The sequence below is a fragment of the Paraburkholderia megapolitana genome (genome assembly GCF_007556815.1).
Classification (GTDB): Bacteria; Pseudomonadota; Gammaproteobacteria; order Burkholderiales; family Burkholderiaceae; genus Paraburkholderia; species Paraburkholderia megapolitana.
The window spans coordinates 1,009,084-1,022,170 of the sequence record NZ_CP041745.1 but is presented as its reverse complement, the minus strand read 5'-3'; the positions used below and the strand labels follow the sequence as shown (position 1 = coordinate 1,022,170).

The 13,087-nt window shown below is 60.3% G+C and carries 14 protein-coding genes; 6 read left to right on the top strand and 8 right to left on the bottom strand.

Annotation, left to right across the window (positions count from 1 at the left end):
* Positions 1 to 103: 103 nt before the first annotated feature.
* The 3 genes from gcvA (at position 104) to FNZ07_RS17945 (ending at position 2,533) form a co-directional block, all read left to right on the top strand.
* The gene (gene gcvA, locus FNZ07_RS17960; RefSeq protein WP_245811423.1) at positions 104 to 1,021 is read left to right on the top strand and encodes a transcriptional regulator GcvA; all 918 of its coding nucleotides are present in this window, start codon (positions 104 to 106) and stop codon (positions 1,019 to 1,021) included.
* A gap of 470 nt (positions 1,022 to 1,491) precedes the next feature.
* Positions 1,492 to 2,061, top strand: a complete 570-nt coding sequence (locus tag FNZ07_RS17950) for a nucleotidyltransferase family protein (protein ID WP_091010594.1) — start codon at positions 1,492 to 1,494, stop codon at positions 2,059 to 2,061.
* Between the two features lie 70 nt (positions 2,062 to 2,131).
* Positions 2,132 to 2,533: a GFA family protein gene (locus FNZ07_RS17945; protein WP_091010592.1), complete on the top strand. Its 402-nt coding sequence runs from the start codon at positions 2,132 to 2,134 to the stop codon at positions 2,531 to 2,533.
* Positions 2,534 to 2,551: 18 nt separating this feature from the next.
* Here the strand turns inward: FNZ07_RS17945 and FNZ07_RS17940 are convergent, their stop codons facing one another.
* The 7 genes from FNZ07_RS17940 to FNZ07_RS17910 form a co-directional block, all read right to left on the bottom strand.
* Entirely contained in the window at positions 2,552 to 3,148 is a 597-nt protein-coding gene (locus FNZ07_RS17940) for a phosphoheptose isomerase family protein (RefSeq protein WP_211367968.1), read from the bottom strand.
* 70 nt (positions 3,149 to 3,218) lie between these two features.
* Entirely contained in the window at positions 3,219 to 3,836 is a 618-nt protein-coding gene (locus tag FNZ07_RS17935) for a nucleoside/nucleotide kinase family protein (protein WP_091010589.1), read from the bottom strand.
* A gap of 41 nt (positions 3,837 to 3,877) precedes the next feature.
* Positions 3,878 to 4,753 (bottom strand): sugar phosphate isomerase/epimerase family protein, encoded by an 876-nt coding sequence (locus tag FNZ07_RS17930; RefSeq protein WP_091010587.1) that lies wholly within the window; start codon positions 4,751 to 4,753, stop codon positions 3,878 to 3,880.
* A complete protein-coding gene (locus FNZ07_RS17925) occupies positions 4,750 to 5,781 on the bottom strand; it encodes an ABC transporter permease (RefSeq protein ID WP_091010585.1) in 1,032 nt (343 codons plus the stop codon). Before FNZ07_RS17925 ends, FNZ07_RS17930 begins: the two co-directional genes overlap by 4 nt.
* Entirely contained in the window at positions 5,778 to 6,791 is a 1,014-nt protein-coding gene (locus FNZ07_RS17920; protein ID WP_091010583.1) for an ABC transporter permease, read from the bottom strand. Before FNZ07_RS17920 ends, FNZ07_RS17925 begins: the two co-directional genes overlap by 4 nt.
* Entirely contained in the window at positions 6,784 to 8,361 is a 1,578-nt protein-coding gene (locus FNZ07_RS17915) for a sugar ABC transporter ATP-binding protein (protein ID WP_091010581.1), read from the bottom strand. The genes FNZ07_RS17920 and FNZ07_RS17915 overlap by 8 nt, the downstream gene beginning before the upstream one ends.
* Before the next feature lie 26 nt (positions 8,362 to 8,387).
* The gene (locus tag FNZ07_RS17910) at positions 8,388 to 9,389 is read right to left on the bottom strand and encodes a substrate-binding domain-containing protein (RefSeq protein WP_091010580.1); all 1,002 of its coding nucleotides are present in this window, start codon (positions 9,387 to 9,389) and stop codon (positions 8,388 to 8,390) included.
* Positions 9,390 to 9,547: 158 nt separating this feature from the next.
* On the opposite strand from FNZ07_RS17910, the gene FNZ07_RS17905 reads away from it, so the two are divergent.
* Entirely contained in the window at positions 9,548 to 10,726 is a 1,179-nt protein-coding gene (locus FNZ07_RS17905) for a LacI family DNA-binding transcriptional regulator (protein ID WP_245811422.1), read from the top strand.
* A 6-nt stretch (positions 10,727 to 10,732) separates the two neighbouring features.
* Here the strand turns inward: FNZ07_RS17905 and FNZ07_RS17900 are convergent, their stop codons facing one another.
* Positions 10,733 to 11,461 (bottom strand): hypothetical protein, encoded by a 729-nt coding sequence (locus tag FNZ07_RS17900; RefSeq protein WP_245811421.1) that lies wholly within the window; start codon positions 11,459 to 11,461, stop codon positions 10,733 to 10,735.
* Positions 11,462 to 11,798: 337 nt separating this feature from the next.
* Here FNZ07_RS17900 and FNZ07_RS17895 point away from each other — a divergent pair, with 337 nt between their 5' ends.
* Both FNZ07_RS17895 and FNZ07_RS17890 read left to right on the top strand, forming a co-directional pair.
* Positions 11,799 to 12,518, top strand: coding sequence for an ABC transporter substrate-binding protein (locus tag FNZ07_RS17895; RefSeq protein ID WP_245811420.1), 720 nt, complete (start codon positions 11,799 to 11,801; stop codon positions 12,516 to 12,518).
* A gap of 19 nt (positions 12,519 to 12,537) precedes the next feature.
* Positions 12,538 to 12,954 (top strand): DUF1801 domain-containing protein, encoded by a 417-nt coding sequence (locus FNZ07_RS17890; protein ID WP_091010576.1) that lies wholly within the window; start codon positions 12,538 to 12,540, stop codon positions 12,952 to 12,954.
* Positions 12,955 to 13,087 lie beyond the last annotated feature (133 nt).

The following is a 13,087-nucleotide window of genomic DNA, read 5'->3' as shown; positions in this document are numbered from 1 at the left end:
GGTCGGTAGCTGCTTCGGAGTGGCTACGCTTCGATATTGAGGACAGCGCCTTCGGCTGACAAACCATTTGTCGTCATACAATGCGTGAGTACGACTCACGCATATGACTATTGTGTTCGATCGACTTCCACCCCTGCAAACGCTGCGCGCCTTTGAAGCAACCGGCCGGCTGTTGAGCATGACGCTCGCGGCCGACGAACTGCACGTCACTCACGGCGCAGTGAGCCGGCATATCAAGACGCTCGAGAGTCATCTCGGCACGCCGTTGTTCCAGCGCCTGACGCGGCGCATCGTCCTGACCGAAGCGGGCGCCGAATTCCTGCTGGCGGTGACTCGTGTGCTGGGAGAACTGACGAAGGAATCCGAACGCCTTCGTGCCCACGACAATGTTGCGCGCCTGAAGATCAACGCCAGCGTGTCATTTGCAAACAAGTGGCTCGCGCCGCGATTGCATCGATTGAAGGCGCTTCATCCGGAGCTCGATGTGCACCTCGATGTGACCGACACGCATATCGATCTGAACGACAGCGACGTCGATGTCGCTATCCGTTATGGAAGTGGTCGTTATCCGCGGGTTCTTGCCGAGCGGATTCTGGAAGAAACCGTGACGCCGGTTTGCAGCCCGGCTTATCAGGCGAAGATGGGCGGGCTGACTTCTGTCGCGAGTCTTGCGCGGTGTACGTTGCTACACGAGGACCGCATGCTGGCCAACTGGGAGCAATGGTTTGCACTGGCGAACGTGGACAGCGTTCGTAGCGATCGCGGTTCGGCCTACAGTCACGGGAGCCTCGCTATCGAGGCGGCGATTCGTGGCGAAGGCATCGCGCTTGGGCGTAGCGTGATTGTGGCTGACGATATTGCGGCGGGATATCTGGTTGCGCCTTTTCCGCAGTTCCGCCTCAAGGCCGAGCGCGGGCATGATCTTCTTTATCGGATCGGTAGTCGGGATGATGCGAAGGTGTGTGCGTTGCGCGACTGGCTGGCTGATGAAGTGCGGGTGTTTCTTGCGCGTGGGGGTTGATGGTCGGGCGAGCACTTCAAGATGCTTCGCACCTGCGGGCACTGCACCGACCGCGAGCCGGCGGTCGAACGTGATGAGCGCGCCATCGTGCGCCCGTGCAAGTGCGAATAGCCTGGTCGTCAGGTCATCTCATCGCGTAGCCGGTTGACAAGATCGAGCGTAACCGGCCGATAGCCGGCTATCGCGTGCAGCACCGGAGCCCGTTTCGTACCGCGGGCGACGCTACACTGGCAGGCAGTTGCAAGGCGGTCCGGGCGAGTTCCGACAATACCCGCCCGATGCTGGAGTGCTCACGCCTGGCACGCAAACGGACAATGGCAAGCACGTCGTCGTCGATATCGAGAGTAGTACGCATATTCATCGCCTTATCATCACACATGAGACATTGGGTGCTTCATTGTAACGGTGCCACCATCCGTAGAGAGTCGAACCAGAGTATCAATCCGATCCGACTTCAGAAACGAGGAAAAATGAGCGAAGCCCTGGAACATCATCTTGTTCAGGCCATACAAAGGAACCGATGGAACGCGCTCATTCTGAGTCGTGCGGCACAACTGGGCTTTGAAGACTGGTGGTTGACCGCAGGTTGTATTGCGCAGTCTGTCTGGAACGTCGCGTGTGATCGGGACATTCACGCGGGCATTCTGGATTACGACTTGTTCTACTTTGATCCGGATACATCATGGGATGCGGAGAACGAGGTTATCTCCGAGGCCGCGCGAATATTCTCTGACGTTCCTGTCGAAGTGCAGGTCCGCAATCAGGCGCGTGTTCCGCTGTGGTACGAGAAGAAGTTCGGAATTTCGTTTGGTTCAGTGCATCGGGCTTCGGATGGTATCGATCGATTTCCATGTGCCACGGTTGCTGTCGGAGTCAGGCTCCTGAACGAGAAGCTTGAGGTCTATTCGCCCTTTGGCCTGACATCTCTGTTCGAAGGCGTGCTGAAACCGAATCGCACGCTTCCCATACCGGATGTATACGAAGAAAAGACGAGGCGCTGGCAGCGCGAGTGGCCACATCTTCGGCGGGAACCCTGGTAGGCAATCGAGCTTGAGTCGCCCGCACGACGGCCTATAAAATGAATAAGCGTCTTACGGCCTGGAGGAGAACATGAAAATCACCGGTAGCTGCCACTGCGGCGCAATCGCCTACGAGGCCAACGTCGATCCGCAAAAAGCAGGTCTTTGCCACTGCACCGATTGCCAGACCTTATCGGGCGCACCGTTTCGCGCAAGCGTGCCCGCCTTGGCCGCAGACTTTCATCTCCTGCGCGGTCAGCCAAAAATCTACATCAAGACAGCGGCATCCGGGGCGAAACGCGCTCAAGCGTTTTGTGCTGAATGTGGCACACCAATCTACGCAGCAGCTGCCGAGAATCCTACTCAATACAATCTGCGACTCGGCGCAGTGGCGCAACGTGCGGAAATCCCGGCGCTAAAACAGGGATGGTGTGACTCGGCACTTTCGTGGGCTCAGAACATCGCGCCGCTACCAGGGCGCCCACAACAGTGATGCGCATTTGAGAACTCGTCATTCCAGATTCGTATGCCGGACACGCATGGACGCCTCATCGACATCAAGACGGCCCGCAAGCTGCGCAACGATGTACTCGCATAGCAGGAACAGGCCACCTTCATACGCGCTACCCATCGGAAGCGCCAGTGGTCCCGACGTATACGCCACCGGACGCGCCATGGTCCGGGCGGGTAAAACAATCGTTAGATCCGCGCAATGCCGCAACGGTGCATCAGGTTCCGCGGTGAACAGTACAGTCTTCGCGCCCGCCGCCTGTGCGATCCGCATCAGCGCGGCGACAGTGTCGAAGTGTCCAGGACCGGCGCTCGCGATGAAGAGATCTCCGCCTCCCACGGCAGGCAACGCCATATCGCCAACAGGCGTCGCGCGCAGCCCCAGATGAAACAGCCGCATGCTGAACGCCCGCATCATGAGCCCTTCCCTGCCGAGTCCATGTAGCGCGATAACGCCTGCTTGCGCGAGCAGACCACACAATGCATCGACGTCCTCTACCGCGACTGCTGCGACGACCGCCTGCAATTCACGGCACGCGTTCGCGGCCCATTCCGGTAGATCGACGGCAGGAACCTGACCGGTAGCAGTGTTCTTCATGGTGTCTACCTCTGAAGGTCAGGAATTGAACCCGGGCGATCGTATGCGACGCTACGCTACCCGTGCTCTGCTAAGCCAACGGAAAAACCAGATCCGCACGCGCCCGCGTCGACTCGATCAGCACCGCGTTAACCTCGTCAGTGTGCTGAACCCAGTTTCTTGCCGCAACTTCATCGCGACCAAACCGCATATGACGTTCAACAAGCCGCTGCCTGCGCAACTCCGGATCGACATCGACATACCACGCTTCATCGAGCAACGGCCGAACATCCTTCCAGTGACCGCGATCGAGCAACAGATAGTTGCCTTCGGTAATCACGAGCGGCGTATCCGGCATGACGGGAATCGCACCGGCGATCGGCTCTTCGATCTCACGACGAAACGTAGGCGCGTAAATCACTTCATCGGAGCGCTGGGCGCGCAGACGACCCAGCAGCGCAACATAACCCGCACTGTCGAACGTATCTTCCGCGCCTTTACGAGCAGCGCGGCCGAGCCGTTCGAGTTCGACGTTCGCAAGATGAAACCCGTCCATCGGCACGATAACCGCACGGTCACGCAGCGCTTCGAGAATGGCCTGCGCCACCGTCGATTTGCCCGCACCCGGTGCACCCACCAGTCCAAGAATACGGCGCTTGCCGTCGGCGACAAGCTGTTCCAGCCTTGCAATAAAACGATCTTCGATCATCGAGACAATGAGGTGTCGTGTTGAAAAACCGGCGCATCGTCCTAATGGTGCGCCCTCGCTTTAGCCGCAGCATTCACGCCGCCAGCGATAAATGCCCGTGCATGCGTGGCCAGATCCATGCCGTCGTCCCACAGGTTCCGCCAGATCGCCAGCGCGTTGGACAACTGCTCGTTCACGACGCTCGACGAAAAACTCTCGAACGTGATCACGCCCTGGTAGTCGATCATCGCGAGCGCATGGAAAAACTGCGTAAAGTCGATGGTACCCGAACCCAGATAGCCCCGGTTGCTCTCGCCGATATGGACATAACCAAGGCGTTTTCCGCACGCGAGAACCGGTTGCATGAAATCGGATTCCTCGATGTTCATGTGATAGGTGTCGAGATGCACGACGACGTTCGGTGCACCGACTTCATCGAGCATCGCAAGCGCTTGCGATGCAGTGTTCAGCAGATTGCTCTCGTAACGGTTCACCACTTCGAGACCGAGCGTGACGTTTCTCTTGTGCGCGAAGTCCGCCACGCGCTTTAACGCATCGACCGCATTGCGTCGCCCTTGCGCGGTAAGCGGCGCGGAATACTTCCCCATCGCGCCGTACAAGATGCCACCGAAGTAGTTGCCGCCGAGTTCGGCGGTAATGCCGATGCCCTCTTCGAGCAACGCTAGTCCGCGTGCGACGGAAGCTGGATCGTCGCTGGATACGTCGGCATCGAAGGTCAGGCCGCGCGAGCAGCCAAGCTGTAGACCGTGCTCCTGCAGCAGATCGCGCGTGAGCGCGAGATCCATGACCTTCGGCCCATGTAACGACAGTTCGACGAGATCGAACCCCGCGGCTTTAGTCTGGCTGATCACCTTGCGCGTCGACTCCGGCGTCAGATCGCCGGACCATACCAATGCATGCACGCCTAGCGTATTCATTGAGTCTTTCCTCCTGATGCGGTCACGCGTCGGCGGACCATGAATTGAATAGAACCGTGCGCCCACGCCCAACGGATGAGCATCACGGCAAGCAAAAACACACCCCATAGGGCCGTAGCAAGATGCTGGCTGGCACCAAGCAAATTGAGGCCGGACGCGATCGCCTGCAGGATGACGAGCGCAATCACCACCGGCACGACACGACCGAAGCCGCCGAACGGATCCACACGCCCGAGAAAACACGCGAGTACGGAGATCAGCAGGAACGCCTCGCCATGGCCGACCCGCACCGAATTGAAGCTGCCGAGCATCACGACGCCGGCGATGCCGCACATCAAACCCGAGAGCATGTAGATGCGCGTGACCGCGCGCGTCGTCGCAATGCCTGAGTAACGCGTGGCCTCCAGATTCGAGCCGATCATTCGCGTAGCGAAGCCGAGACGGGTGCGCGTCATGACGACGTGCCAGAGCGCTGCGCAACCGGCGAAAATCCATAGCGGCACCGGGACGCCGAGCAGCAACCCGTTGCCCAACGACAGCACGAACGGCGGGAAACCCGAAATATCGCCACCGTGCGTGAGAAATTCACCGAGGCCGCGCAGGAAGATCATCATCGATAGCGAAACGAGAATCGGACTTGCGCCGGTCCGCGCGATGATCGCGCCCATCACCCAGCCCGAAGCGGCGCCTGTTGCAAGCGCAGCGGCGATGCCGAGCACGATGGCGCCCGCGCCCGCATTCACTCCGCCATGCGAGTGCAGCACCCACGCCATCGCCAGACCGGCGATGTTGGCGGTAAAGGTCGCCGCTAAATTGAAACCGCCGGAAACCAGCGGCATCAACATCGCCAGCGTGAATAGCCCCAGCTCCGGTAGTTGAAAAGCCACCGAGGTGAAAGTATCGATAGAGAAAAAGCGCGGCGAGGCAAGACTCATCGCCACCACGACGAAGACGAGAAAGCCGAGCAAACCGACGACATCCGCAGGCACGTGCGGCACGAAGGAGCGTCGCGACGAAGAGGTACTCATGACGATGCCTTTGCACGCGGCAACATGAACCGCGATCCCGCGAGCTTCGCAAAACCGTCGCTCGACAATGTGATCGCAATCAGGATGATGGCGCCGATGATCATCTTGAACGCGTAAGGCGAGATGCCAAGAAGGTTCAGCCCGTTCGCGGTGATCGCGGTGAGCAGAATGCCAAGAATCGCGCCGAGGATCGTGCCTCGCCCGCCCCCCAGTCGGGCACCGCCGAGCACCACCGCTGCAAGCACCTCGAGCTCACGTCCGTACAACGCGTTAGGCACGACTTCCTGCACATAGTGAGCCTGCATCAACCCAGCCACACCGGCCATCATGCCGAGCCAGCCGAAGGCCACGTAGTGCATCGTGCCGAGGTTGATCCCGACACGGCGCGCAGCCTCCGGGTTATCGCCCATCGCGTAGAGTTGCCGCCCCGTGGTCGTGCGCCGAAGCAGAAACCAGGTCGCTGCGACCATGACGGCCATCACGGCGACGGGAAGTGCGAGGTCTGCCACACCGCTCGCGGTCTTCACCTGCACGAGTGAAACGCGGTTCATCCACCAGTCGGGCAGATCGTAGATCGACACGCCGCCGGTGACGAACATCAGACCGCCGAAAAATACATTGAAGGTGGCAATCGTCACCACGATCGAGACGATACGAAAGCGATAGATGAAGGTAGCGTTGATTGCGCCCAGCAGAAATCCGAAGCCGGCGGCCGCCACAAAACCAATCGCCCAGTTGCCGCCGCCGAGATGCATAACGGTCAACGCCGTGAGGTACTGAACCACAGACGCGCCCACCGCAAACGAAATGTCGATTCCACCGGCGATCAACACCACCAGCAGCCCAACAGCGAAGATCAGGTTGACCGCACTCTGGTTGAGCAGATCGAACAGGTTGGGCAGCGTAAGAAAGGTCGTCGTCGAAACGCCGAGTCCGATCGACACGACGGCGATGACGAGAATCAGCAGGGCTTCGGTTGAGCCGATCCCCCATTTGCGCAAATCAGGCATGGACGTCTCGCTCGATCTGATCGATGGTCGTGGCACCCGGCGCGTAGTGCGCGACGATCTGGCCATTGCGCATATGCAGCACACGGTCGGCGTTGAAATAGACCTCGGGGATCTCGTCGGAGATCAGCAGGATGGCCATGCCTTGTTCCGCAAGTTTGTGAATGATCGCGAAGATGCCGGCCCGCGCGCCGACGTCCACACCGACTGTCGGCGAATCGAGGATCAACAGCTTCGGGTTGGTCGCGAGCCACTTGGCAAGCACGACGCGCTGCTGGTTGCCGCCGGATAGTGTCGACACGGCGTCGTCCGGTTTGCCGATCTTGATCGCCAGCCGCTCTATCCAGCCGCGAATCAGATCGTCACGCTTGCGCGGCGCGATCAGGTGCGTGGCATCGAGCAGGCCGTCGAGTACCGCAGCCACGGTGTTGTCGCCAATCGATTGCTGCTGCACCAGGCCGAGCTGCAAGCGATCTTCGGAAACGTAAGCAATGCCCGCCCGAATCGCGTCGCGGTTAGAGCGCAGCGCTAGCGGCTTTCCGTCGAGAGCGATCGTGCCCGCATCAGGCCGCGTCATGCCGAACAGCGACAGCGCGAGCTCGGTGCGCCCTGCGCCGAGGCGGCCCGTCACGCCGACGATCTCGCCTCGCTTCACATCGAGCGACACCGAATCGTATTCGCCGCGCCGCGACAGATTGTCGATCCGCAATACAACCGGCGCCGCCGACAGATCCGTCGTGCGTACCGCGTAGTCGAAAGTGCGACCGGTCATGAGTTCCGTCAGCCGCGTTTGTGTCATACCCGCGGTCGGGAATGTGCCGACATAACGGCCGTCGCGCAGTACCGTCACACGCGTGCAGACGTCGAGCACTTCCGCGAGCCGGTGACTGACGAACACGACAGCGATGCCGTCGGCGGACAGACGCCGGACGATCTTGAGCAGCGCTTCCGTTTCGGCGTGACTCAGCGATGCGGTCGGCTCGTCCATGAAGACCAGCCGCGCATCGGCAACGAGCGCGCGGGCGATCGCCACGACCTGGCGCTGCGCAATCGACAGCGAGCGCACCGACCGGTTGAGCGCAATATCGACACCTAGCCGCTCGAGGATGCGGTGCGCCGCAATCTTCATCAGGCTGTAGTTAACGAGGCGCGGACGCGGACCGAGGTTCTGTTCGAAAGCGATATTCTCGGCAACCGTCATCTCGGGAAATAACGCGAGATCCTGCCAGATCACCTGGATGCCGAGGTCCCGTGCCTTCGCCGGATCCAGTCCTTCGATCGATTGGCCGTCCATCAGCATCGCGGCATCCGGCTCGGGTTGATAGACGCCGCTGATCACCTTGATCAGCGTGCTCTTGCCGCAACCGTTTTCTCCGGCGAGGCACAGCACCTCGCCGGGCATCACGTCGAACTTCACGGCCTGCAACGCTTTCACGCCGCCGAATAGCTTCGAAATGTTCTCGAGCTTGAGCAACGCGGTGCCTTCAGCATGGTCAGTGTCGACAACCGCTGGTACGTCGCTCGCATGACCTCGCTCAGACGAGCGAGGTGCCGTGGAAGCAGATGGATTCATCGATTGATTCCGCTCGGGCGACCCGATCAAAGGCCCGATTTGGCGAGCGCGTCGATGGTGTTCGCGTTGAGTTCCACCAACTGGTCGACGATCAGGTTATGACCATCGGGATGGACGACGCCGAGACCCGGGATAGTCATGCCGTCCTTGATCGGCTGACCCTTCGCCACCATCACGCCCAACGTCACGAACACTTCGCCGGCCAGCTCGGGGTTCCACATAAAGCCACCGGTCAAAACGCCGTCGTGCACGAGACGCTTGCCCTGCCCCGGCGAGAACGGCCCAAGCACAACGATCTTTCCTTGCTGGTGGTTTTCTGCAACTGCGCGCGCCGCTCCAATCGGGCCCTGGCTGCCGAAGGCGAGAATGCCCTTCAGGTCGGGATGGGCGCGCATCAGATCGAGTGCGGTCTTGCGCGATGCGTCGACATCTTCTGCCACGCCATAGCGGTCGCCGACCGGTTTCATGTCGGGATAGTTAGCCTTGAGGTACGCAATCGCCGCATCGGCCCATGCGTTGTGCAACGGCACCGTCAACGAGCCCACGAAGACCGCGTACTCGCCCTTGCCGCCCAGCGCGGTAGCCAGGCGCTTGGCATACGCTTCACCGAAGCCCTTCACCGATGCAAGTTCGAAATCCCAATCGGTGTTCTGCTGCTTCGGAGACTCGTGTGTGATCACCTTGATGCCTGCTGCACGGGCGCGTTGCAAGACCGGCTCCAGCACTTGCGCATCGTTAGGCACGACACCGATCACGTCGACGTGTTGCGCGATCAGATCCTGAATGGCCCGCACCTGCAACGCCGGGTCCGCACTGGTCGGCCCGACCATGAACGCCTTGACGCCGAGCTGATCGGCGCGCTTCTTGATCCCCGCTTCCATCGCGTTGAACCATGGAATTCCGCCGATCTTGACGACGATGCCGATGACCGGGTGATCGGGCGAAGCGCTTGCCACGCCGGTGCTTAACGCAAATGCCGCAAATGCAACGACGCCTGCGCACAGAATGCGCACGAGATTCTTTGACATGTCTCCTCCGCTGGACCACGGACCACGCGCTACGCTCGCCGGCCGTCCAAGTAGGGGTTATGAAAACGTACGGTCAGCTCGTTGCTGTAAACTTGCTGAATCCATTCAGCAATCGGCTGAAGTGCATGCTGTATCCATTCAGCACGTACGTCAACTAGGTGAATACCCGAAATGGATTGATCCGGCAGAAGCGCTACCGTCTGCCGGACAAGAACGAGATCGATCTCTGGAGTGAACCGCCGATGGCCCGCAACCCCACGAACCGCAAGTCCACGATCTACGACATCGCGAAGGCAACGGGTTCTTCGATATCCGCGGTGAGCATGGTGCTGAACGGCACCTGGGCGCGCTATCGCATCAAGGAGGAAACTGCGCAGCGCATCCTCGCGAGCGCGGCGCAGCTCGGCTACAACGTGAACATGAAAGCGCGCGGGTTGCGACTCTCGCGTTCCGGACTGGCCGGCATGATTCTTCCGCACTATCGCAATCGTTTTTTTGCGGGGCTTGCCGAGACTTTCGAAGACCATGCGCGCAACCGCGGGTTGTGCCCGATCGTGGTCAGTACTCAGCGCGATCCTGCTGTGGAAGCGAGCGTGACCGAGACGCTGATTTCGCAGCAGGTGGAGTTGCTGTTTATCGCCGGTGTGCGAAATCCGACGCCGCTCGATGCACTCTGCTCGGCAGCGGGGATTCCCTGCATCAACGTCGATCTGCCTGGCGAAGGTGCGCCTTCGGTGGTGTCCGACAATCGCGGCGGCGCTCGTGCGCTGGCAGACGTGTTGATGGACAAGATGAAGGCGCGCGGTAACGCGCCCGATGAACTGCTCTTTCTTGGCGGCGTGACCGACGAGTATGCGACGGATATGCGCATCGCCGGCTATCGCGATGCGTTCGAAGCGCGGGGCATCAGCCCGGCCGCCGATGCCGTGGAATGCTTCGGTTATGCCGCGTCGTCGGCGAGGCTTGCGCTCGCGCGCCGCTATGAGAGCCTGGGCCGGCTTCCCGCCGGCTTGCTGATGAATTCGATTACCGCGTTTGAAGGGCTGGTGCAGTTCGCGTCGAGTTTGTCGCGCGATGCCTGGCAATCGACGGTGGTCGGCTGCTTCGACTGGGATCCTTTTGCTGCGCATCTGCCGTTTGAGGTGACGATGATGCGTCAGGACGTGCAGAAGATTATTTCCGAGGCGTTCGCACTGGCCGACAAGCACGACGACAGGCATGACGCGACCGCGCACCCACTCGTCGTCGTGCCGACGGGTTTTGGACCGATGTCGGGTGAGGACGACCGGATGGTCGAGCCGGAGAGTGTCGGGAAGGTCAGCGTATCGGGTCTTTGAATGCGGCTACGCCGCTCGACGCTCGATCCAGTTACGCAAGTGGCCGGCCAGAACAGCACCGATGATCAGCGACACGTAGAGCACAAGGAGATTGTGACGCCAGGCATCGAGAGAGAGCCGATGCTCGACCAGTACCGCATCGGGCCGCGGAAGGATGACATGCGCTGCTTCGACCGCGCGGGTCATCTGAATGAATCCGACCGCCGACAACAGCGGCAGAAGAATCAGTACAGCAAGCAGTATCGGCTTCGCGCGACGCACCGTCTCGTGGTGTCGAAAGCGCAGCCACAGTCCAAGGCAACCGTGCACCCAGCCCGGGGCGAGCAGCGCAAGTTGCAAGCCTTGCGTGCCGCCCGTAATCAGCGATATCACGATCCGCTCATAGTTCGGTTCGAATCCATAGAGCGAGGCAGCAAGGCGCGTCGACACCGCATGGCCAATGAGCAGAAGCGGAAGACTTAGGCCGGCCCAAAGACGGACCCAGTCGGTGAGCGGCAGTGTCCAGTGGCGACGCCCGTACAGCGTATGCATAGCCAGTGAAAAATGCAGAGCAGCTGAGCCGTACAGCAGGATCGTTCCGGGCACGCTGTGCCAGAGTCGTATGGCAAGCGTCAGGCCCTGTCCGGCAAGTTCAAGCGACCAGATGCCGAGCGCGTGATTGACCAGATGGAGAAACACGTAGACGAGCATCACCACACCGGAGGTGAGCTGCAAACGGCGCAGTATCAGTTGCACTTGCGTTTCCTCCTGGCGGTGCGTGTGGGGAGAATACCGACTCTGGAGCGGCGTATGGTACGACATGCCCTGAGGAGACACGGGCTCGTTGCCGGATATTCCCGTGAAACGGGCAGCGACACTTTGTCGTCACGCGCGACGCTTTTCAAGGAAGATACGGCAGGCGCATGCCAAAGACCATGCGAGTCCGCCAAATAGAGGGCATACGAAGATGACAAAGCTTTCTACAATGAAACGCTGGGTGACTCTCGTGGCGATGCTGTCCGTCTCGCTGACAGTCGGTATCGTCCCGCCCAGTTCCGCATTCGCGCAAACCACACAGCACGCAGGTGAATCCATGACGAAAGTATTTGCGCCACACGGCACGCTACGCGCGTCGATCAATCTCGGGAACCCGGTACTGGCCAGTCTCGACCCGGCAACCGGCAAAGCGGTTGGCGTATCGGTTGATCTCGCCACCGAACTCGCTAGCCGTCTCGGTGTGCCGCTGCAACTCGTCGTGGTCAAGTCGGCGGGCGCGTCCGTCGATAACGTCAATCAAGGCAACGCCGACGTCGGCTTCTTCGCCGTCGATCCGAAGCGCGGCCAGGAAATCAGTTTCACGAAGCCGTATGTGTTGATCGAAGGCTTTTATCTGGTACGCGACACGTCGCCGATTACGACCAACGATCAGGTCGATCAACCAGGCATAACGGTCGCGGTTGGCACGGACAGCGCGTACGATCTGTTCCTCACGCGCGAATTGCATCACGCGAAGATCGTGCGGATTCCACTCTCGCCCGCTGTGGTGCAGGGATTTCTCGATCAGCATCTCGACGTGGCCGCAGGCGTCAAGCAACAGCTGGAAAGCGATGCCGCAAAGACCGGTGGGTTACGCATACTCGACCAACGGTTCATGGTGATTCGCCAGGCGATGGGCGTGCCGAAGGCAAGAGGCGAAGAAGCGGCCGCGTACCTGTCCGGGTTTGTCGAAGAGATGAAAGCATCGGGGTTTGTCGCGGCGTCGCTGGCGCGTCATCGGATTGCGGGTGCAATCGTGGCAAAAGGCGACGACTAACACGCTTCAAGGAGGAGACATGACACAGCCGGATTCAACCGGGAATCAGCCTGCATCTGAACTGATCGACCAGAAAATCGTCGAGCTCGGCGACTGGCGTGGAGCGACCTTGAGCCGGATGCGCGAGCTCATCAAAAACGCGGTCCCGGATGTCGTCGAAGAATGGAAGTGGCGCGGCACGCCGGTCTGGTCGCACGACGGAATCATCTGCACCGGGGAGTCCTACAAGGCGGTCGTCAAGTTGACCTTCGCCAAGGGCGCTTCGTTGAAGGACCCGGCCGGGCTCTTCAACTCGAGTCTCGATGGGAACACGAGACGTGCGATCGATATCCATGAAGGAGAAGAGATCGACGCGAAGGCGTTCAAGGCGCTTATTCTTGCTGCGGTCGCGCTCAATGCATCCGGTGCAAAGGCGAAACCTAAGCGTGCGAAGTGAGGTATGTGCACGAGGTGCGGTGTACATTTTCTGGAATGCGTTTACACCTTGTGTTTTGCGCGAGCTGGACCGGATGATTCGAACGCTGTCGAGTGATGACATATACAACAGCGCCCAGGCTTCCCCGAGGTGG